The 19,899-nt window shown below is 64.6% G+C and carries 18 protein-coding genes; 9 read left to right on the top strand and 9 right to left on the bottom strand.

Annotation, left to right across the window (positions count from 1 at the left end):
- Positions 1-40 precede the first annotated feature (40 nt).
- Entirely contained in the window at positions 41-316 is a 276-nt protein-coding gene (locus tag ACVWW3_RS23735; protein ID WP_247343230.1) for a hypothetical protein, read from the top strand.
- An 81-nt stretch (positions 317-397) separates the two neighbouring features.
- Here ACVWW3_RS23735 and ACVWW3_RS23740 read toward each other — a convergent pair whose 3' ends face one another.
- Positions 398-2,014 (bottom strand): hypothetical protein, encoded by a 1,617-nt coding sequence (locus ACVWW3_RS23740; protein ID WP_456648468.1) that lies wholly within the window; start codon positions 2,012-2,014, stop codon positions 398-400.
- 36 nt (positions 2,015-2,050) lie between these two features.
- Positions 2,051-3,343, bottom strand: a complete 1,293-nt coding sequence (locus ACVWW3_RS23745) for an adenylosuccinate synthase (protein WP_247343225.1) — start codon at positions 3,341-3,343, stop codon at positions 2,051-2,053.
- A gap of 427 nt (positions 3,344-3,770) precedes the next feature.
- Here ACVWW3_RS23745 and ACVWW3_RS23750 point away from each other — a divergent pair, with 427 nt between their 5' ends.
- Entirely contained in the window at positions 3,771-4,703 is a 933-nt protein-coding gene (locus ACVWW3_RS23750) for a DMT family transporter (protein ID WP_354044987.1), read from the top strand.
- A 13-nt stretch (positions 4,704-4,716) separates the two neighbouring features.
- Here ACVWW3_RS23750 and ACVWW3_RS23755 read toward each other — a convergent pair whose 3' ends face one another.
- Positions 4,717-5,106 carry a DUF1330 domain-containing protein gene (locus ACVWW3_RS23755; protein ID WP_456649760.1) on the bottom strand — a complete coding sequence of 130 codons (390 nt, stop codon included), beginning with the start codon at positions 5,104-5,106 and terminating at the stop codon, positions 4,717-4,719.
- A gap of 105 nt (positions 5,107-5,211) precedes the next feature.
- Between ACVWW3_RS23755 and ACVWW3_RS23760 the strand changes: the two genes are divergently transcribed.
- Complete coding sequence (locus ACVWW3_RS23760; protein ID WP_456648467.1) at positions 5,212-6,147, top strand: DMT family transporter; 936 nt, start codon at positions 5,212-5,214, stop codon at positions 6,145-6,147.
- A gap of 98 nt (positions 6,148-6,245) precedes the next feature.
- Entirely contained in the window at positions 6,246-7,223 is a 978-nt protein-coding gene (locus ACVWW3_RS23765) for a Bug family tripartite tricarboxylate transporter substrate binding protein (RefSeq protein ID WP_456648466.1), read from the top strand.
- A 142-nt stretch (positions 7,224-7,365) separates the two neighbouring features.
- Here the strand turns inward: ACVWW3_RS23765 and ACVWW3_RS23770 are convergent, their stop codons facing one another.
- A complete protein-coding gene (locus ACVWW3_RS23770) occupies positions 7,366-9,051 on the bottom strand; it encodes a methyl-accepting chemotaxis protein (protein ID WP_456648465.1) in 1,686 nt (561 codons plus the stop codon).
- A 251-nt stretch (positions 9,052-9,302) separates the two neighbouring features.
- Between ACVWW3_RS23770 and ACVWW3_RS23775 the strand changes: the two genes are divergently transcribed.
- The 4 genes from ACVWW3_RS23775 to ACVWW3_RS23790 all read left to right on the top strand — a co-directional run bounded on the left by ACVWW3_RS23775 (position 9,303) and on the right by ACVWW3_RS23790 (position 13,764).
- The gene (locus tag ACVWW3_RS23775; RefSeq protein WP_354106096.1) at positions 9,303-10,346 is read left to right on the top strand and encodes a C-terminal binding protein; all 1,044 of its coding nucleotides are present in this window, start codon (positions 9,303-9,305) and stop codon (positions 10,344-10,346) included.
- Between the two features lie 86 nt (positions 10,347-10,432).
- Positions 10,433-11,776 carry an ABC transporter substrate-binding protein gene (locus tag ACVWW3_RS23780; RefSeq protein WP_456648464.1) on the top strand — a complete coding sequence of 448 codons (1,344 nt, stop codon included), beginning with the start codon at positions 10,433-10,435 and terminating at the stop codon, positions 11,774-11,776.
- A 139-nt stretch (positions 11,777-11,915) separates the two neighbouring features.
- Positions 11,916-12,872: a carbohydrate ABC transporter permease gene (locus tag ACVWW3_RS23785; RefSeq protein ID WP_247343201.1), complete on the top strand. Its 957-nt coding sequence runs from the start codon at positions 11,916-11,918 to the stop codon at positions 12,870-12,872.
- Entirely contained in the window at positions 12,865-13,764 is a 900-nt protein-coding gene (locus tag ACVWW3_RS23790; protein ID WP_456648463.1) for a carbohydrate ABC transporter permease, read from the top strand. The genes ACVWW3_RS23785 and ACVWW3_RS23790 overlap by 8 nt, the downstream gene beginning before the upstream one ends.
- Before the next feature lie 252 nt (positions 13,765-14,016).
- On the opposite strand, the gene ACVWW3_RS23795 is transcribed toward ACVWW3_RS23790, so the two are convergent.
- Together ACVWW3_RS23795 and ACVWW3_RS23800 are read right to left on the bottom strand one after the other, a co-directional pair.
- Positions 14,017-15,699, bottom strand: coding sequence for a mucoidy inhibitor MuiA family protein (locus ACVWW3_RS23795; protein WP_456648462.1), 1,683 nt, complete (start codon positions 15,697-15,699; stop codon positions 14,017-14,019).
- 179 nt (positions 15,700-15,878) lie between these two features.
- Entirely contained in the window at positions 15,879-16,499 is a 621-nt protein-coding gene (locus ACVWW3_RS23800) for a response regulator transcription factor (RefSeq protein ID WP_456648461.1), read from the bottom strand.
- A 200-nt stretch (positions 16,500-16,699) separates the two neighbouring features.
- Between ACVWW3_RS23800 and ACVWW3_RS23805 the strand changes: the two genes are divergently transcribed.
- Positions 16,700-17,716 (top strand): AraC family transcriptional regulator, encoded by a 1,017-nt coding sequence (locus ACVWW3_RS23805; RefSeq protein WP_247447523.1) that lies wholly within the window; start codon positions 16,700-16,702, stop codon positions 17,714-17,716.
- A gap of 13 nt (positions 17,717-17,729) precedes the next feature.
- On the opposite strand, the gene ACVWW3_RS23810 is transcribed toward ACVWW3_RS23805, so the two are convergent.
- Genes ACVWW3_RS23810 through ACVWW3_RS23820 form a run of 3 tightly spaced genes read right to left on the bottom strand, consistent with a single transcriptional unit; the run spans position 17,730 to position 19,765 of the window.
- On the bottom strand, positions 17,730-18,365 hold the full coding sequence (locus ACVWW3_RS23810) for a GNAT family N-acetyltransferase (protein ID WP_456648460.1): 636 nt from the start codon (positions 18,363-18,365) through the stop codon (positions 17,730-17,732).
- 23 nt (positions 18,366-18,388) lie between these two features.
- The gene (locus ACVWW3_RS23815) at positions 18,389-19,039 is read right to left on the bottom strand and encodes a CoA transferase subunit B (RefSeq protein ID WP_247343187.1); all 651 of its coding nucleotides are present in this window, start codon (positions 19,037-19,039) and stop codon (positions 18,389-18,391) included.
- An 18-nt stretch (positions 19,040-19,057) separates the two neighbouring features.
- Entirely contained in the window at positions 19,058-19,765 is a 708-nt protein-coding gene (locus ACVWW3_RS23820) for a CoA transferase subunit A (RefSeq protein ID WP_247343184.1), read from the bottom strand.
- Positions 19,766-19,899 lie beyond the last annotated feature (134 nt).

Genomic DNA, 19,899 nt, shown 5'->3' on the forward strand with positions numbered 1-19,899 from the left:
CAAGTGGCTCAAGCCCACGGAACTCGGGGACGCATTCTGCATGACACGCTATCAGACAATCGCAACTCTCTTCGCCATCGCCACCACCGCCGTCGCATTCCAGACATCGCCCGGCCTCGCCTTCTCGTCCGAAGCGCAACAGATGTGCTCCGGCGATGCCATGCGGCTCTGCTCGAGTGAAATCCCCGACATCCCCAGGATCAGAGCCTGCATGGTTCACAAAAAGGCGCAGGTCAGCCCCGGCTGTCGTGCCGTGATGGACCGCGAGCACGCAGCCGCGACAGGATCGCGCAAACGAGAAGCTGCTGCGCAATAGCGCCGGTTCAATTTCGGTTGGATCGTTGAATGCCCGGTTCACCTCTCCGGAGGGAAAGGTGAACGACAGTCAGGCGCGACCTCAGTCGCCCCACTGCGCGAAGGCGTCGTTGAAGGCGCGCTCGCCGGGGGCGCCCTTTTCGATGGCGATGATGGCGCGGCGCTGGTTGGCGTAGACCAGGGGCACGTCGAACCAGGAGCGCTCCTTCAGGAGCTGGACGTTGCGGCTGCGGTCGGCATCGACGTTGGAGAGGCCGACCAGGAAGAAGCCGTCGGTGACCTTGACCGCGAGACCTGCGAGCGGCGTGCCGCGGGCTTGCTCGTTCGACTTCATCAAAATGCCGGGCACGTTGGAGACGCTGCCGCCCGGGAAATCCGGCGGCAGAATGAAGGTCAATTCCGCGGTGTGACTCGCCGGCAGCGACGAGTCGGTGTTGCGGCGGAACGACATCGTCATCTTGAACTTGCGATCGGGGATCTCGATGTCGGCGCGCACGGCGACGTCGGCCTTCTGGTTGCCGGACGCCTTGATCGGCTCGAGCCGCCACACCACCGAGCCGACATATTGCTTGCCCTTGGGGTCGGACGGATCCTCGTCATAGAGCACCACCTTCTGCGCCACCGGCGCGACCGGCTGGTCGCTGGCTGAAGGCTGGCCGACGCGATCCGGAATCTTCGGCTTGCTCTGCGGCTGCGACGAATCCTTCGGCGCCTCCACCACCTGCGTCGGCGAAGACTTGAACAGGCCGCTCGCGGTCTGGACCAGCTGCTTGCCCCAGAGGATGCCGGCACCGACCAGGATCAGCACGATGCCGACGGCGATTGCGCTCTTGAACGGAAAAACGGAGCCGGTGCGGGCGCGCTTCTTGTTGGTATTGCGGTCGAGAACCGGGATGTGCGGACGCTGCGATGGCGACTGCGACTGCGGCGCGTAGCGCTCGGCTTCCTCGATCGATTCGTCGTAGGAATAAGGCGCCTCCCCGGCGGCGCGATTTTCCAGGCTCGGCTCGAGCCGGTCGAATTCCGGAGAGGGCGAGGGCACGTTGGCGTAGGTGCGGCGCGCGGCACGGTTGGCCTGCGCGGCGGCGCCGCCGAGATCATTGGCGTCGGCCGTGATGTCACGGAAGCCGCGTACGCCCGGTGCAGGCGGCAACGGCGGCCCGACGTCCGGCTGACGGCGCCCACTGGCGCGATCACGTCCGGCCGGCGGAGGCTCCGGCATCGGCGGCGGTGCCGACGGACCCGACTGGCGCGGCGCGTCGAAACGCGGGGCCCGCGGCGCACGCGGGGCGTCGCCCTGGTCATCGACGTTGAAGGACGGCCGATCGGCGCGCGGCGGCGGCGGAGCCGGACGGGTGCGCGGCGGGGCAGCGGTTTGGGGCGCGGGCGCGTTGCCCTCGGTGGCGCGGGTGCTGGCGCGGCGGAAGGCATCGCCGCTGCCGCTGCTGCGGGCACCGCCACCGGGGCGCGAGGCCTCGCGGGCACGCTGGGCAGCTTCCGATTCGACCTTGCGGACGGCCTCTTCCAGGGACAGCCGTTCGCGGGTGATCTCGGATTCGGAGAGCGGCGGCTGCACGCTGCGGAGCTGCGCGATCAGCGCCGTGCGCGCCCGCTCGTAGAGCGCGCGACGGCTCTCGCCGGGAGCGTTGGGGTCCAGGGCTGCAATAGCGCGGGCGATCAGCGGATAGTAATCAGCCATTTCAACTCAACTAGCGCACGTCCCGGTAAGATATCGTTAAGCCTCAAACGGATTTTGCACCAGAATAGTATCCTCGCGTTCGGGGCTGGTGGAAAGCAGCGCGACGGGGCACCCCACCAATTCCTCGATCCGGCGGACATATTTGATGGCCTGGGCCGGCAGGTCGGCCCAGGAACGGCCGTTTGCGGTCGGCTCCTTCCAGCCTTCGATGGTCTCGTAGATCGGCTCGACCCGGGCCTGGGCGCCCTCGCCCGCCGGCAGATGGTCGATTTCCTTGCCGTCCAGCATGTAGCCGGTGCAGACGTCGATCGAATCGAAGCCGTCGAGAATGTCGAGTTTCGTCAGCGCCAGACCGGTGATGCCGCAGGTGCGGACAGTCTGCCGGACCAAGACGGCATCGAACCAGCCGCAGCGGCGCTTGCGGCCGGTGTTGACGCCGAATTCCTTGCCGCGGCGACCGATCTCCTCGCCGATCTCGTTGTTGAGTTCGGTCGGGAACGGACCCTGGCCGACGCGCGTCGTGTAGGCTTTGCAGATGCCGAGCACATAGCCGACCGCGCCCGGGCCCATGCCGGTGCCGGTCGCCGCTTGCGCCGCCACCGTGTTGGACGACGTCACATAGGGATAGGTGCCGTGGTCGACGTCGAGCAGCGCGCCCTGCGCACCCTCGAACAGGATGCGTTTGCCCTCGCGCCGCTTGATGTCGAGCAGCCGCCACACCGTCTCTGCATAGGGCAGCAGCTGCGGCGCGAACGCGGTCAATTCGTCCTGGATGGCCTTGCCGTCGAACTCCGGCAGATTGAGGCCGCGGCGTAATGCATTGTGGTGAGCAAGCAGCCGGTCGATCTTGTGCGGGAGCGTGTCGAGATCGGCGAGGTCCATCAAGCGGATGGCACGGCGGCCGACCTTGTCTTCGTAAGCCGGCCCGATGCCGCGACGGGTGGTGCCGATCGCGGTCGCGGCGTTGGAGGATTCGCGCAGGGCGTCGAGCTCGCGATGCAACGGCAGGATCAGTGTGACGTTCTCCGCGATGCGCAGGTTGTCCGGGCTGATGGCGACGCCCTGTCCCTTCAGTTTTGCAACTTCGTCGAGGAAAGCCTGCGGATCGAACACCACGCCATTGCCGATGACGGCGAGTTTCGACGGCCGCAGCACGCCGGACGGCAGCAGCGCCAGCTTGTAGGTCTCGCCGTTGATCACCAGCGTATGGCCGGCGTTATGGCCGCCCTGGAAGCGGACCACGATGTCCGCCTGCTCCGACAACCAGTCGACGATCTTGCCCTTTCCCTCGTCGCCCCATTGGGCGCCGACGACGACAACATTGGCCATTCGCGGGTAATCCTTCGAAGATTTCTCTGTAAGCGGCATGATCCAAACGGAAAACCGGTACCCACTTTTCCGGGACCATGCCTGCGGCCCAGCCTGATTCCCGGCCAGAGGCCGTTCGCACGCGAGGCAGCCCAACCGGATAAAGGAAGCAGCCTCTCTAGGCAAGCTAGAACGGGGCTTTTTCGGGGCCCGAAGCCCATCCCAAGCCTTTGATATCCCCTGAAAATCCAGAAATATTCCAAGGCTGTGCGATAGCTTCGACCAAAGCGTAAGGCGCCGCATCTGCCGCTGCATGGTCGCGATGCATCCGCCCCCCGTTGATGCAGCCCCGATTTCCGTGTCTTTGAGAGGAGCCGGGCCACGCGCCGGCCCGGACAACGCCGGGCCGGAAGGCTTCGGCGCATGACGCGGGGCCATAACAATCACAATGTCCGCCACCGGCCAGACCACAAGCGCGGAGACATCCGGTCACGGCTGGATCGCCAACCAGCCTTACCTGCTGCTCAGCATCACCGCGCTGTGCTGGGCCGGCAATGCCGTCGTCGGGCGGCTCGCCGCCGGTCATATCCCGCCGGTCACGCTGTCCTTCCTGCGCTGGTTCTTCGCCTTCCTGCTGGTGCTGCCGTTCGCCTGGAAACATCTGGCGCAAGACTGGCCCGCGATCCGCGGCAAGCTCGGCCTGATGGTCACGCTCTCGATCACGGGCATCGGCGCCTTCAACACTCTGCAATATTGGGCGCTGGAGCATACGCAGGCGCTCAATACTCTCCTGTTGCAATCGGCCGCACCGCTGGTCGTGGCGCTGTGGTCGCTGGCCATCCTCGGTATCAGGCTCACCGCGGCGCAGGCTTTTGGCGTGCTGCTCTCGATGTGCGGCGTGCTGATCATCCTGCTGCATGGCGATTTCACCACGCTGTCGAACATCGATTTCAACAAGGGCGACCTCATCTTCATCGTCGCGCTCATCATCTTCGCGCTGTATTCGGTGCTGACATTGAAGCGGCCGCCGATGCATGGCCTGTCGTTCCTCGCCTTCACTTTCGGCTGCGGTGCGGCCTGTCTCATTCCGCTGGAGATCTGGGAGCTGTCCGCACGTCCCCTGATGAAGCTCGACGGACCAAATCTCCTGACCCTGTTCTATGTCGCGGTGTTCCCGTCGACGCTCGCCTATCTCTGCTTCAACCGTGGTGTCCGCCTGATCGGCGCCAACCGCGCCGCACCGTTCTTCCATGTCGTGCCGGTGTTCGGCTCGATCATGGCGATGGCGTTCCTCGGCGAAAACCCGCGGGCGTTCCACTTCATCGGTTTTGCGCTGGTCCTGGCCGGCGTGTTCGTGGCGTCGCGGAAGCAGGCGACATAACTGACGCCCAACGTCAGCCGATCTTGAACTTGCTGTACGCCTCGCTCGTCGCAATGATGACGTGCTCCGCGCAGCCGTTGACGCGATGCGGGTCGGCCTCCGTCTCATAGGCTTCTGACGTCATCATGGCGAGGAAAGCCGCGACGGTGGGATAATAGACCAGCGCCGCGAAATCCCAATCGTTTCCCTGCTGCGCGCCGAGCGCGACCGCCTTGGCGTCGCCGGTCCAGAGCAGCGTGCCGCCGCGCGCCTTGATCATGGGCACTGTGACGGCGCTGTAGCGCAAATATGCGTCCCAGCCGGATCCGTCGCCGTCGCGCGAACGCTCGTGGAAGCGCATCAGATTCAGCATCACCACCGGGGCATCCTGATCGAGCCGCCCCAGGCCGTGGATGTTCAACATATTAACCGCCAATGCCGCCTCCTCTGGTCATGCCTGCATTGTAGCATTGCGGCGACGTGACTTGTGTCACGACGCAAATCCGGCGCAAGCTTGTATCCAACGCCAATGACGATCGCTTCGCCCGCGCCAAAGCCCCCCAATCCGGCCAGTTGGCTCAACAACCAGCCTTATCTGCTGCTCAGCCTGAGCTCACTGTTCTGGGCCGGCAACATCGTGCTCGCGCGCCATGTCGGCGCGCATGTGCCGCCGCTGACGGTGACCACGATCCGCTGGTTCGGCGTATTCCTGATCCTGTTGCCGTTCGCCTGGCCGCATCTGAAGCGCGATTGGCCGAATTTGCGCAAAAGCCTGCCGCTGATGCTGTTCCTGTCGCTGGTGGGCTTTGCCTTCAACAACGCGATTTCGTACTGGGCGATGCAATATACGGAAGCGCTGAACGCGCTGCTGATCCAGTCGGCCGGACCGCTGTTCGTGGCGCTGTGGTCGCTGGTGCTGTTCGGCGTCCGGCTGACGGGTGCGCAGCTCGCCGGCATCGCGATCTCGCTGCTCGGCGTGCTCGTCATCATCCTGCACGGCGATTTCGCGGCGCTCGCAAGCATCAGCTTCAACCGGGGTGACATCATGTTCGCCTCCTCGGTGGTCGCGTTCGGGATCTACTCCGCCTTCATTCCGCGGCGACCGAAGATCCACCAGCTCTCGTTTCTCTCCTTCACCACCTGCTGCGGCGCGACGATGCTGCTGCCGACCGCGATCTGGGAGGCCTGGAGCGGCCATGTCATGCAATTCGACACGGTGACGCTGGCGACGCTGGGTTACATCCTGATCTTTCCTTCGACGCTGGCCTATCTCTTCTTCAACCGCGGTGTGGCGCTGATCGGCCCGAACCGCGCCGCGCCGTTCTTCCATCTGGTGCCGGTGTTCGGCTCAGCGATGGCGATCCTGCTGCTCGGCGAAAAGCTCCAGCCTTACCATTTGATCGGCTACCTGCTGGTGCTCGCCGGCGTCGTGATCGCCTCGCGCCAGGGCTCTGCGGTGAAGTAATTCCGCAGTGCGGAGACAAGGCGACAAACTCGCGCCTTCCGATTTCAACGAGGAGACGCTAGGTTCCCCGCCAACGAAAAAAGAGGGAACGACCAGACATGCTTTCAGCGTTGATCCGAAACCTGCGTGCCGTCGGCACCGCCGCGCTTTGTCTCGCCGCCGCATCCGCTGCGCAGGCCGACAATTATCCGAGCCGCAACATCACGCTGGTGCTGCCGTTTGCGGCCGGCAGCGGCACCGACACCACGACGCGGCTGATCTCGCAGCATTTGTCACAGGCGCTCGGCGTCGGCATCGTCATCGAGAACAAGGCGGGCGCCAACGGCATGATCGCCGCGACCTATGTCGCGCGCGCCGCCCCCGACGGCTACACGCTGCTGGTGACCACCAACACCACGCATTCGGCCAATCCCTATCTGCTCAAAAGCCTGACCTACGATCCGGTCAAGGACTTCACCCCGATCGCGCGCACCGGCGACCTGCCCTTCATGCTGGTGATCCACCCGGAAGTACCGGCCAAGACCGTCGGCGAGCTGGTCGCCTACGGCAAGGCCAATCCCGGCAAGCTGAGCTACGCCTCGGGCTCGTCCTCGGCGATCGTGTCAGGCGCGACCTTTGCGCACAATGCCGGGCTCGACCTCCTGCACGTGCCCTACAAGAGCTCGCCGCCGGCGCTCAACGACGTCATGGGCGGCCGCGTCTCGATGATGTTCGTGGATATCCTGACCGGCCTGCCCCACGTCCAGGGCAACGCGCTACGTGCGCTCGCTGTCACGACCAAGGACCGCTCATCGCTGGTGCCGACCCTGCCCTCGATGCAGGAGGCCGGCGTGCCGGACTTCGACATCTCGTCGTGGCAGGGCTATTTCGGTCCCGCCGGTCTGCCCAAGGAAATCGTGACGCGGCTCAACGCCGAGATCCGGAAGATCGTCGAGAAGCCGGAGATCAAGGCCCAGCTCGCCACCCTCGGCATGGACGCATTTTCGGGCACGCCGGAGCAGCTCGGCACGTTCGTGAACGAGCAGCTGGTGTTGTGGGAGAAGCTGATCCGGGAAGCGGGGATCGAGAAGCAGTAGGACGGTCTCGTGTCCCGGACGCGGCGCAGCGCGAAGCGGTGCGACGCAGAGCCGGGACCCAGAATGCGACAGGCATGGGCCCCGGCTCTGCAGCGCACCGCTGAAGAAGCGCTGCGCTGCGTCCGGGGCACGAGAACCTGTCTTACGCCGCGCGCACCTTGGCGAGGAAGCCATCCACCGCGCTGCGCAGCGCGCCGGACTGGTTGTCCAGCTCGCGGGCGTTGGTGAGCACGTCGGAGGCGGCCGTACCGGTGGCTTCCGCGGCCGAGGCGACGCTGCCGATATGGGTGTTGATCTCGCTCGAGCCGGCCGCGACCGACTGGATGTTGCGGGCGATCTCGCGGGTGGCCTCGCCCTGCTGCTCGATCGACGCGGAAATGCCCGCGGTGATCTCGCTCATCTCGGCGATGGTCTGGGTGATGCCGCCGATGGCTGCGACCGCATCGCTGGTCGAGGTCTGCATTGCCGCAACCTGGGCGGAGATTTCCTCGGTCGCCTTCGCGGTCTGGTTGGCAAGCGCCTTGACCTCGGAGGCGACGACGGCGAAGCCACGACCGGATTCGCCTGCACGGGCCGCCTCGATGGTGGCGTTGAGGGCGAGCAAATTGGTCTGCGCGGCGATCGAGTGGATCAGCTTGACCACCTCGCCGATCTTCTCGGCGCCGGTGGAGAGCCCCTGCACCGTGGCATTGGTGCGTTCGGCGTCGTTGACGGCGCGGCTCGCCACCTCGGTCGAGCGCGTCACCTGGCGGGAGATTTCCGCAACCGAGCTCGACAGCTCTTCCGCGGCCGCAGCAACCGTGCCGACATTGCCCGACGCTCTCTGTGAGGCCACGCCGACAGTCGCCGCACGCGTAGAGGCGTCGCTGGCGGTCGCGGTCATCGACTGCGCCGTGGCTTGCATGCCCGTCGCGGCCGAGGAGACCGAGCGGACGATGCCGTTGACGCTGCGTTCGAAGTCGCTGGCAATACCCTCCATCGTGCTGCGACGTTCCGCCGCGGAGCGATCCTTGGCATCCGCTTCGGTCCTTTCCAGACCGCGAATGCGAACGGCGTTGTCCTTGAATATCTGGACGGTCGAAGCCATCGCGCCGACCTCATCGCTGCGGCCGACACCGGGGATGTCGCCCTCGAGCTTGCCGTCGGCGAGATCCTTCATGCGGGTACCGAGCAGCGCGAGCGGACGGCTGATGCTGCGGCCGATCAGCCAGGCAACGCTGCCGGCGACGATCATGATGCCGAGCATGGCGAAGCCAAGCAGCCAGTAGACCGGGCCCATCTTGGCGTCGATATCGTCGAGATAGGCGCCCGTGCCGATGAACATGTCGAGACCGGGGACTGCCATCGCATAGCCGATCTTGCGGATCAGCGTGTCCTGACCGGGCTTCACATATTCATAATACAGCATCGTGTCGCCGTTGGCCTTCACGCCTGCCATCAATTCGCGGTTCAGCTTGCGGCCGTTGGTTTCGACGTCCATGCGATCGATACCGATCTGCTTGGGATCGGGCGCGAGCTGCGTGATGCCATCATAGGAGGTGCCGAACAGATAGCCGGCGCCCTTGTCGTAGGTCATCGCGTTGCCATAGCGCCGAAGCTCCGTCATCGCGGCGTCCTTCGTCAGCTCGCCGGCGTCGATGCGCTTCTTCAGCGTAATCGCATAGTTGCGACCCATCTCGACGATGGCCTTGGCCTGGTCGATGCGCGCATTCACCATCTCGCGCTTCATCAGATAGCCGGCAAGAACCCCGGAAATACACAGGCCAAACAAGGTGACGCCGACAAGAATGCCGAGCTTGGGGGCGATCTTCAGATTGCTCAATTTCACGGGAGGCTCCGGCAACAAAGGGATAAGGACGCGCGAGTGAGTCGGTCGAAATTAAATCAAGTTTTAGTGGGGACCCCTTAGCAACCTGTTACGGGACGCCCCGTAGAAGCCCGGAGAAGGGGTCGAACCGGTCGTATAAATCACCTCAACGACAACTGGGAATTGTACGCGACCTGCCCGATTTCGCGTAAAAGGCGCGAAGGCCCGCGCGAAGGCCGGGCCCCAACAAGAAACCAAATCGGGAGCAGGACATGCCGAAATACAGGGTGGTGACGCCGAAGGGCGCGAGCTTCACCGTCGCGAGCAGCGATTATTCCTACGAGCGCGAGGCGCTCGATCCGATCGACGCCGAGATCGTCGAGGCTCCTGCCGACGAGGCCGGGTTCATCGCCGCCGCGAGGACCGCCGACGCCATCTACGCCAAGGGCATCCCGATCACCAAGACGATCATCGACGCTCTGGAGACCTGCAAAGTCATCACGCTCGGCTCCGTCGGCGTCGACAGCGTCGACATCAAGGCCGCGACGGCGCGCGGCATTCCCGTCACCAACATCCCCGACACCTTCATCGAGGAGGTCGCCGACCATGCCATGATGCTGCTGCTCGCCGGCTTCCGCCGGCTGGTCGAGCAGGACCGGATGGTGCGCAGCGGCCGCTGGGCCGAGGGCCGGCCGGCGCTGTCGAAGATTCCGCGGCTGATGGGCCAGACGCTCGGCTTCGTCTCGTTCGGCCGCGTCGCGCGCGCGGTTGCGAAGCGCGCGGCGCCGTTCGGCCTGCGCATGATTGCCTACGATCCGTTCATCCAGGAAACGCTGATGTCCGACCACGGCGTGATCCCGGCAACGCTGAACGAGGTGTTGTCGCAATCCGATTTCGTCTCGATGCACGCCCCCGCCCGGCCGGAGGTGCATCACATGCTCACCGAGAAGCACTTCCGGCAGATGAAGAAGGGCTCGGTCTTCATCAACACCGGCCGCGGCGCCACTGTGGACGAGGAGAGCCTGATCAAGGCGCTCCAGGAGGGCTGGATCGCCCATGCCGGCCTCGACGTGCTGGAGAAGGAACCGCCCTCGCACAACAATCCGCTGCTCGGCATGGAGAACGTGACCCTGACCGCCCATGTCGCCTCGGCCTCGGCACGGTTCGACGAGGCGCGCAAGCGCCGGGTGGGCTACGAATTGTCACTGGTGCTTCAGGGCATGTGGCCGGTAAGCTGCGTCAATCCGTCGGTGCTGCAAGACACCGCGCTCCGCCGCTGGCAGCCTGTCAGCATGGACCGCGGTCCGAACAGCTAGGCGGCCGGCCGCCAGGCGCGCCGGAAACCGAAAAGACCCTTCACCGGCGATCAACGCCGGGAAGGGAAACATATAGGGAGAAATCGATGAGGAACGACATCACACGTCGTGATGCCTTGGCGCTGGGCCTGTCCGCTGCCGCGATCGCGGCAACCGGTGCTCCGGCAAACGCCCAATCCGCGATCAAGGCCGCCGACGTCCCCGCACCGAAACTGCCGATCGAGAAAGGCGCAACCCTGCGCATGCTGCGACCGGTACGCTTCGTCCAGGCCGACGAAGACGTGTTCCGCGCCAATGCGGCAAAATTCACCAAGGAGACCGGTGTCGAGGTCAAGGTCGATTTCGTCGGCTGGGAAGACATCAACCAGCAGACTGCGGTGACCTCGAATTCCGGCGCCGGTCCCGACATCATCATCGGCTTCTCCGACGCACCGCACATCTATGTTGACAAGCTGGTCGAGCTGACCGACGTCGCCGACTATCTCGGCAAGCGCTACGGCGGCTGGCTGCCGCTGGCGCAGCGCTACGGCAAGAAGAACAAGAGCCCCACCTGGATCGGGCTGCCGTTTGGCGCCACCGCGGGGCCCCTGATCTACCGCAAATCGATCCTGCAATCGGTGGGCTTCGACAAGGTGCCGGAAGACCATGCCGGAATCCTCGACCTGTGCCGGAAGCTCCAGAAGGCCGGCAAGCCGGCAGGCTTCGCGCTCGGCAATGCCAAGGGCGACGGCAACGGCTTCGCGAGCTGGGCGCTGTGGTCGCACAACGCGGCCCTGCTCGACGAAGAGGGCAACGTCGTCATCAACAGCAAGGAGACGATCGCCGCACTGAACTGGGTCAAGCAGCTCTACCCTACCTTCATCGCCGGCACGACGTCATGGAATGACGTCAGCAACAACCGCGCCTACGCCGCGCAGGAGATCGCGCTGACCGCCAACGGCGTCTCGCTGTATTTCTCGCTGAAGAACGATCCCGCGACCAAGGCGATCGCCGACGACAGCGAGCATCAGTTGCTGCCGAAGGGCTTGGCCAAGGTCTCTCCGATGGCGGGCCTGACCCTGAACGCCATGGTGTTCAAGCACAGCCAGTACCCCAACGCCGCAAAGTCCTTCCTGCAATACATGCTGGAAAAGGACCAGTACGAGCCTTGGCTCAACGCCAACTCCGGCTACTGGTCTCAGCCGCTGGCCGCCTATGGCGAGGCCGGCGTGTGGGCGCAGGATCCCAAGGTGAAGCTGTTCAAGGACACAATGAACAGCACCTATTATGACGGCTACGCCGGCCCGATCTCGACGGCGACCGGTGCCGTCAGCGCCGACTATGTGCTGATTCAGATGTTCGCGTCCGTTGCGACCGGCGCTGCCACGCCGGAAGCCGCGGCCGCGGAAGCCGAGCAGCGCAGCAAGCGGTACTTCCGGCGCCAGAAATAACGCCCGACGATAAAGCGACCGTCATTGCGAGAGCGAAGCGACTGAGCAATCCAGACTGTAACTGCGCAGACAGACTGGATTGCTTCGCTTCGATTGCAATGACGGATGTGGTGACAGTCTAGAACAGGACGCCTGACCGATGTCCGTGACCACCCTCTCCTCCCCCGTACTCGCACAGCGGCAGCCATCCTGGCTGGTACGCCTGTTCGACTACAAGCCGTTCCTGATCGTGATGTGCCTCGCACCCGCGATCGGGCTGCTCGCGGTGTTCCTGACCTATCCGCTGGGCCTCGGCATCTGGCTCGCCTTCACCGACACAACGATCGGCAGAAAAGGCGTCTACGTCGGCCTGGAGAACTTCCAGTATCTGCTCACCGATTCCCTGTGGTGGAACGCGGTGTTCTACAGCGTGGTGTACACGGCGATCGCGACGTTCGGGAAGTTCGCGCTCGGCTTCTGGCTCGCGCTGCTGCTCAACAACCATTTTCCGCTCAAGAGCCTGTTGCGTGCGATCATCCTGATGCCCTGGATCGTGCCGACGGTGCTGTCGGCACTGGCGTTCTGGTGGATCTACGATCCGCAGTTCTCGATCATCTCCTACCTTCTGGTCGACGTGCTGCATTGGCGCACGACCAATATCGACTTCCTCGGCTCGCCCTGGCCGGCGCGCTTCTCGCTGATCGCCGCCAACATCTGGCGCGGCATTCCCTTCGTCGCGATCTCGCTGCTGGCGGGGCTGCAGACCATCTCGCCCTCGCTGTACGAGGCCGCGATGCTCGATGGCGCCACCGCCTGGCAGCGCTTCCGCTACATCACCTTCCCGATGATGATGCCGATCCTCGCCATCGTCATGACTTTCTCCATCATCTTCACCTTCACCGACTTCCAGCTCGTCTATGCCATCACCCGTGGCGGCCCCGGCAACTCGACCCATTTGCTGGCAACGCTGGCCTTCCAGCGCGGCATTGCCGGCGGCGAGCTCGGCGAAGGTGCGGCGATCGCGGTGTCGATGATCCCGTTCCTGGTGTTCGCGACGCTGTTCTCATATTTCGGCCTGGCGCGCCGCAAATGGCAGCAGGGAGAGAACAATGACTGATCTTGTCGCTCAACCGGCCACCGCCGACGCGAAGGCCGCGCCCGACACCATGGCCTGGGATTCCGGGCTGCGGCGGCTGATGATGATCTACCTGCCGCTCGGCTGCTTCGTGCTGATCCTGCTGTTTCCGTTCTACTGGATGGCGATCACGTCGTTCAAGCCGAACGCGGAGCTGATGAACTACAAGGAGCACAATCCGTTCTGGATCTCCTCGCCGACGCTTGCCCATATCAAGCATCTCTTGTTCGATACCGCCTATCCACGCTGGCTGTGGACGACGATGCTGGTCGCGATCGGCTCGACCACGCTGTCGCTGATCGCGAGCACGCTTGCCGCCTATGCAATCGAACGCCTGCGCTTTCGCGGCAGCGCCTATGTCGGTCTCGGCATCTATCTCGCCTATCTCGTGCCGCCGTCGATCCTGTTCATTCCTCTCGCAACCGTGGTCGTGCAGTTCGGCCTGTTCGACAGCCCGCTTGCCCTGATCCTGGTCTATCCGACCTTTCTGGTGCCGTTCTGCACCTGGCTGCTGATCGGCTATTTCAAGTCGATCCCCTACGAGCTCGAGGAATGCGCGCTGGTGGACGGCGCCACGCGGCTGCAGATCCTGCGCCGGATCACGCTGCCACTGGCGGTACCCGGCCTGATCTCGGCCGGCATCTTCTCCTTCACGCTGTCCTGGAACGAGTTCATCTACGCGCTCGCCTTCATCCAGAGCGGCGCCAACAAGACCGTGCCGGTCGCGATCCTGACCGAACTCGTCACCGGCGACGTCTACCAGTGGGGGGCGTTGATGGCGGGATCGCTGCTCGGCTCGCTGCCGGTCGCGATCTTCTACTCGCTGTTCGTGGATTATTACGTGTCGTCACTGACCGGCGCGGTGAAGGAGTAACCGCGGCGGCGGCGTTGGGCCCGGTTTCACAAAACTGCAACACGCGATCTGCATAGGACGGCATCCGCTAACAGGAGACGCATAACAATCTGCCGTTCTCGTCCAGCCGCGATCCCAACAAGGCCGACGACGACGAGTTCATGCTGCTCGACGTCGCGGATTTCCTGAAGGCGAAGCAGGGCTCGGCTCTCTCGAAACCGAACCGGCTGGACGTGACCTGTCGATGCGCGCGGCGCCGCCAGTGGCCGGACTCTAGCCAGCCGGCACGATCACCATGCTCTTGTCCTTTGGCCAGCGGATGCGCCAGACGAAGTTGATGTCCTTGACCTCGGCGGGTTTGGCGTCGAACGACCATTCCAGCACGCCGCGCCGGTCGCGGATATTGCTTGCGGTCGGCGGCGTGGTCGCCGGCAGCATCTCCACCACGATGTCCTCGTTCTCGCTGACCGGCAGCTGATCCTCGATCGCAACCCTGATCGGGAAGTCGTGGCCGTTGCGGACGGTGGTTTTGAATGCGCGCTCGTCGGTCTTCGACGTTGTCACCAGGAGACCGGCCGAACCTTCGTTGCGCTTGAGCACGGCGCGCTCGACCTTGATCTTGTCGTCGGCGCCGAAGCCGAGCCGCACGATGTCGTCTTTGGCGGAGGCCGAGAGCTTGCCGCGGCCAACGAAGACGCCGTCGCGATAGATCGCGACCTTGCCCGGCAGCAGTGTCGCGTCATCAGTCTGCTTGAAGCTCGCTTCGAGGAAGGCGGTCGGGTCCATCACCGGTGCCGCGCGCACCATGAGATCGGCGGGCACGTTCATCGAAGCGACGCGCAGGCTCTTGGCGCCCTCGGCGGCGCCGAGGCTGACGCGGCCGGGAATCCTGAAGGTGGCCTGGAAATCGCCGATCTCGGCAACGGCCTGCTGTTCTTCGGCGCGTTCCGCAAGATCTTCCCTGGATCTGCCAGCGTAGGCGGGGGCTTCCACCTTTCGCTGCATCGGTGCCGCCGCAGGCATTGCCGTATCGGAGACTGAACCCAACGCGCGCGGCTTCGGCACTTGCAAATACTGCGCGACCAGCGAGTTCAGCTCCGGCGCGCTGCCGCCACGACCGAGGCGAACCGTGGAGACGCCAAGCGTCACGTTCGACCAATCCTCGCCGGTCGATTGCGTGACCTCGGCGCGGCGGACCAGTTCGAGTTGCGGCTTGCGGTCCTTGGCGCCGGTATCGAGCCGGGCGTCGTAGAGCGGCAGCCAGCGCGCGTTGCGCACGGCATAGGTCACACGCAGCGTTGCCTTGGTCGCGGCCGCCGAGGCGACGTCAATGCGCACCTCGAGCTTGCTCGGCGGTTTGGCCGAGCGCTCGGCTTCGAGTTGCGCGATCTGGCGATCGATCTCGCGCTGTTTCCGCGTGGCATCTCGGATCGCGGTGTCGGCGGTCGCGATCTCCTCACCGACCGCGCCAAACGCCGCCCGCCATTCGGTGATCGGGCGCGCTTCGCCCTTTTCACCGAGCCCGGCGGGGGACGCTTCGGCAAACCGCTGCGCGAATTTGCGCCGCGCAACCGCCGCATCGATTGCTCCTTGCAAATCGGAGCGCTCGTCCTTGAGCGTTTCGATGCGCTTGTCGAGTTCGGACAGGTTGACCGGCGGCGCCGCACGCGGCGGCCGCGCATCGATCGTGCCGATGGTGAGTTTTGCGCCCGCCTCGCCTTCGACGCGGAGGGAGGACGGATCGAGCGAGAGCGGAAAATCCCTGGCGACCAGCGTGCTGTCGCCGGAGGCAACGTCCAGCGCGATGATACGGGTGACGGTGGCGCCATCGGGATAGACGGTGACGGTGTCGATCGCCGATGTGGCGTCGACGTCTGCGGCCCATGACGGCAACGCGGCCGCACTGGTCACCAGGACCAGACTCGTCGTCGCCAGATATTTTGCGATGATGCGCATAAATTTCCTCCCTGCCGATATCGCCGCGCCGCAGCCGGACGCGCGAAAAGATGCCACGCCATGTGATGAGACGCGGCAGTGAAGGAACTGGTTCGATTGGGGTTTCCGTGGGGCGCGGCCGCGGCGGCACCAAGGCCGCGGAACGTGGCGTCCCGCGGCGAAGCTTTTGACTTCAGACTTTAGACTTGGGTGGACGAACCCTGGCCGAAGATGCGGCGGAGCAGATCGGTGACGTTCTTGGCGCCGGCCTTTCTCAGGATGCCGGCGCGATAGCCCTCGACCGTCCGCGCGCTCAAATGCATGCGTCGGGCGATCTCCTTGTTGGTGAGGCCGGCGGCGAGATGTTCGAGCACGTCGCCTTCACGCCCGGCCAGGGGTTCGCAGCCGGGCAGCCAGCGCTGTCGGTGAGAGCCGGGCTGTGCGAATTCGTCGATGGCGGCATCGATCCGGTCGACGATATCGTGGGTGCGGAACGGTTTTTCGATGAAATCGGCCGCGCCGCTCTTGATCGCGTCAACCGCCATGGCGATGCTGCCGTTAGCCGCAGTCACCAGCACCGGCGCCATGCAGTTTTCCTCACGCAGGCGCTTGAGCACGTCGAGGCCGGAGCGATCGGGTGGCATTTCCAGCAGCACGCAAGCCGGCATCCGCGCCTTGGCTTCCGACAGCAGAGACGCACCGTCGGCGAAGCAGATCACGTCATAGGCGCTGTGTTGGAGCGCGGTGGAAAGTTGTTCTCGGGAGGCGGCGTCGGTGTCGATGACGAATACCTCACCCTTGGAAAGCATGTTTCCCGGCATGATCCCGATCCAATAATGTCTTGCTCAAATGATCCGAGACGGCCGAGGGCCTCATAGCGCCCCGCGTCGTGAGCACGGCATCCGCGCCAGTGCTTCGGTTTCACTTATGTATGTTCCACCCTGTTTCCGGATTTGACGGATCGGGACAGAAACTTTACATTTCGGGACATCTGCGGGAATGGCTGACTGGAACGGGTCGCATGACCGACCTCATTCGCAGCGCAGGCTTGAGCTATTACCCGGAGGTCGCCCGGTCGGTCGGGCTCGACCCCAAACAGATGATGCGCAAGGTCAGGCTGCCGCTGGCCTGCCTCGAAAAGCCCGACACGCCCATTGCCGTCACCGGTCTCCGCCGCCTGCTCGAATTGTCGGCAGAAGCTTCCGGGGCCGAAGATTTCGGCTTGCGGCTCGCCGAGCGCGGCGGGCTGACCAATTTCGGCGCGGTTGGCCTGATCGTGCGCGAACAGGCGACCGTCGGCGAAGCCATCGAAGCCTTCTCGCGCTTCATCCCCATCCATCACGACGGCATGAAGCTGGACGTCACCCGCAACAAGCAGACCGTGACCGTTACGCTGCATCTGCGTGGCCGCCAACCGACCGCGCCGCGGCAGTCGATCGACATGGCGCTCGGGAGCGTCCACCGCATCATTCAGTCGCTGTTCGGCAGCGATTGGCGGCCGCAGGAAGTTCACCTGCATTATCCACCGCCGCACGACCGCAAGCGCTACCGCGAGTTCTACGGCTGCCGTGTGACTTTCAATGCGGAGAACGATTCGATCCTGTTGTCGGCACACGACATGGAGCGCCGGATCCCGAGCGCGCATCCGCTGATCGCGAGCTATCTGCGCAAGCGGATCGAGGCGATCGAGACACGGCCGGCAAGCTGGGAGGAGAAGGTCGACGAGGTCGTGCGCCTCCTGCTCGCCAGCGGCGACTGCACGGTCGAGCGCGTGGCCGAGCACCTCGCCTGCACCCGCCGCACCATCCACCGCCACCTCGCCGAAGCCGGCACCAGCTTCTCGGCCATTCACGACACGCAGCGCGCCGATCTCGTGGTCCAGCTGATCGACGACCCTGACCGGCCGCTGGCCGACATCGCCGTGCAGCTCGGCTTCTCCGCACAGAGCGCCATGGCCCGCTGGTTCCGCGGCCGCTTCGGCTGCACCATCACCGCATGGCGCAAAGGCGTCCGGCCACCGGCGGCGGCCGCAGCCTGAATTTCAAGGCCGATCACATCGTCCGCACGAACATGCGAAAGCCCGGCGCGCCGATGATCGCCTCGAAGGCGGGATCGCGCTTCTCTTCCGCAAAGACAAATCCGGCCTTGGCGTAGGCGCGCTCGGCGGCCTCGTTGCCGATCAGGAACGAGATTGTCGCCCGGGCAAATCCAGCCGCACGGCCCTTCTCCAGCGCATGCGCGATCAACGCCTGCACCAGGCCGCGGCCGCGATAGGCGGGATCGGTCGCTACATACTCGATCATCCAATCGCCCTCGCCGCCCTGAACCCAGCAGGCGTGCGTGTAGGCGCCGCGTTGGCGGATGGCGTCCAGGTCCGAAGCGGGGAGCCCGGTCGCAGCACCGACCTCCTCGATCGCACGCCACGCCGCGGGTCCCGTGCCCGCCGCAGGCACGGCGCAGAGCGCGGCGCCCGGCTGCCCGTCGATCTCGGCGACCAGAAATTGCGAGACGTGCCACATCGACACAGCACGCGCGACCGCGACGCGCGCGATGAAATCGCGGCACTGTGTTTCAGGCCAGCCGAGCGCAACGTCGAACCAGCCGCGCGGCCGGTAGCCGCGCTGCGATGACAGGATGGTTTGTGCGATAAAATCGGCGTCTTCAGGACGCGCAGACCTTATCGTCATGCGCGCCCCCTTTTGCCAAGATCTTACGTGTTCTTCAGCGCGACGCGGAATTCGGCTTCGGTCTTGGCCTTGACCTCGTCGAGCGAGACGCCGTCGGCGAGCTCGATCAACGCCATGCCGCCGTTGCCATGCTTGTCGATGGTGAAGACGGCCAGGTCAGTCACCACCATGTCGACCACGCGCTCGCCGGTCAGCGGCAGATTGCACTGCTTCAGAAGCTTCGAGCCGTCCTTGGCCGAATGCTCCATCACCACGACGACGCGCTTGACGCCGGCGACGAGATCCATCGCGCCGCCCATGCCCTTGACCATCTTGCCGGGGATCATCCAGTTGGCGAGATCGCCGTTCTGGGCCACCTGCATTGCGCCGAGGATCGACAGGTCCATGTGGCCGCCGCGGATCATGCCGAAAGAGTCAGCGCTCGAGAAATACGAGGTCGAGGGCAGCTCGCTCACGGTCTGCTTGCCGGCGTTGATGAGATCGGCGTCCTCTTCGCCCTCGTACGGGAACGGTCCCATGCCGAGCATGCCGTTCTCGCTCTGCAGGCTGACATCGACGCCATCAGGGATGTAGTTCGAGACCAGCGTCGGGATGCCGATGCCGAGATTGACGTAATAGCCGTCACGCAATTCCTTCGCGGCGCGCGCAGCCATCTGTTCACGGGTCCAGGCCATGTGTATCTCCTGATACGCTTAAGCGGCGGTGCGCGGGCGGGTGTTGCGGAATTCGATGCGCTTCTTGGCCGTTCCGACCTCGACGATGCGCTTTACGAAAAGACCGGGCGTGTGGATGTGGTCGGGATTGAGTTCGCCGGCCGGAACCAGATGCTCGACCTCGGCCACCGTGACTTTGGCGGCGGTTGCCATCATCGGGTTAAAGTTGCGCGCGGTTTTGCGGTAGATGAGGTTGCCGGCGGTGTCGCCCTTCCACGCGTGGACGATGGCGAGGTCGGCGAACAAGCCGCGCTCCATCAGGTATTTCTGTCCGTCGAATTCCTTCACTTCCTTGCCTTCGGCGATCAGCGTGCCGACGCCGGTCTTGGTGTAGAAGGCCGGAATGCCGGCGCCGCCCGCGCGGATGCGCTCGGCCAGCGTGCCCTGCGGGTTGAATTCGAGTTCCAGCTCACCAGCGAGGAATTGCTGGGCGAACAGCTTGTTCTCGCCGACATAGGACGAGATCATCTTCTTGATCTGCCTGGTTTCGAGCAGGCGGCTAAGCCCGATGCCGTCGACGCCAGCATTGTTGGAGACGACCGTCAGGTCCTTGACGCCGGACTCGCGGATCGCGTCCGACAGCGTCTCGGCAATGCCGCAGAGGCCGAAGCCGCCCGACATGATCATCATGCCGTCTTTCAGAACGCCCTCGAGAGCCGACCTGGCGTCGGGATAGACCTTGTTCATGCAAATAACCTTCGAGTGAACCTTCGGCTTGCAGGCGTCGCGCCTTATTGGCGGCGATTATTAGGCGAAATCGTCCGAAGCCGTCAATGATACGGGGTTCTCCGCCCGGTAGCCTGGTGGTAGAAGCTGCCCAC

Source organism: Bradyrhizobium sp. LM2.9 (assembly GCF_054056555.1).

Excerpts from the sequence above, each read along its gene's own strand:
- ACVWW3_RS23790 (WP_456648463.1), top strand. The coding sequence starts at position 12,865 with ATGACTGATCTTGTCGCTCAACCGGCCACCGCCGACGCGAAGGCCGCG.
- ACVWW3_RS23745 (WP_247343225.1), bottom strand. The coding sequence starts at position 3,343 with ATGGCCAATGTTGTCGTCGTCGGCGCCCAATGGGGCGACGAGGGAAAG.
- ACVWW3_RS23805 (WP_247447523.1), top strand. The coding sequence starts at position 16,700 with ATGACCGACCTCATTCGCAGCGCAGGCTTGAGCTATTACCCGGAGGTC.
- ACVWW3_RS23780 (WP_456648464.1), top strand. The coding sequence starts at position 10,433 with ATGAGGAACGACATCACACGTCGTGATGCCTTGGCGCTGGGCCTGTCC.
- ACVWW3_RS23765 (WP_456648466.1), top strand. The coding sequence starts at position 6,246 with ATGCTTTCAGCGTTGATCCGAAACCTGCGTGCCGTCGGCACCGCCGCG.
- ACVWW3_RS23800 (WP_456648461.1), bottom strand. The coding sequence starts at position 16,499 with ATGCCGGGAAACATGCTTTCCAAGGGTGAGGTATTCGTCATCGACACC.
- ACVWW3_RS23775 (WP_354106096.1), top strand. The coding sequence starts at position 9,303 with ATGCCGAAATACAGGGTGGTGACGCCGAAGGGCGCGAGCTTCACCGTC.
- ACVWW3_RS23740 (WP_456648468.1), bottom strand. The coding sequence starts at position 2,014 with ATGGCTGATTACTATCCGCTGATCGCCCGCGCTATTGCAGCCCTGGAC.
- ACVWW3_RS23795 (WP_456648462.1), bottom strand. The coding sequence starts at position 15,699 with ATGCGCATCATCGCAAAATATCTGGCGACGACGAGTCTGGTCCTGGTG.
- ACVWW3_RS23735 (WP_247343230.1), top strand. The coding sequence starts at position 41 with ATGACACGCTATCAGACAATCGCAACTCTCTTCGCCATCGCCACCACC.
- ACVWW3_RS23820 (WP_247343184.1), bottom strand. The coding sequence starts at position 19,765 with ATGAACAAGGTCTATCCCGACGCCAGGTCGGCTCTCGAGGGCGTTCTG.
- ACVWW3_RS23755 (WP_456649760.1), bottom strand. The coding sequence starts at position 5,106 with ATGTTGAACATCCACGGCCTGGGGCGGCTCGATCAGGATGCCCCGGTG.
- ACVWW3_RS23760 (WP_456648467.1), top strand. The coding sequence starts at position 5,212 with ATGACGATCGCTTCGCCCGCGCCAAAGCCCCCCAATCCGGCCAGTTGG.
- ACVWW3_RS23750 (WP_354044987.1), top strand. The coding sequence starts at position 3,771 with ATGTCCGCCACCGGCCAGACCACAAGCGCGGAGACATCCGGTCACGGC.
- ACVWW3_RS23815 (WP_247343187.1), bottom strand. The coding sequence starts at position 19,039 with ATGGCCTGGACCCGTGAACAGATGGCTGCGCGCGCCGCGAAGGAATTG.
- ACVWW3_RS23810 (WP_456648460.1), bottom strand. The coding sequence starts at position 18,365 with ATGACGATAAGGTCTGCGCGTCCTGAAGACGCCGATTTTATCGCACAA.
- ACVWW3_RS23785 (WP_247343201.1), top strand. The coding sequence starts at position 11,916 with ATGTCCGTGACCACCCTCTCCTCCCCCGTACTCGCACAGCGGCAGCCA.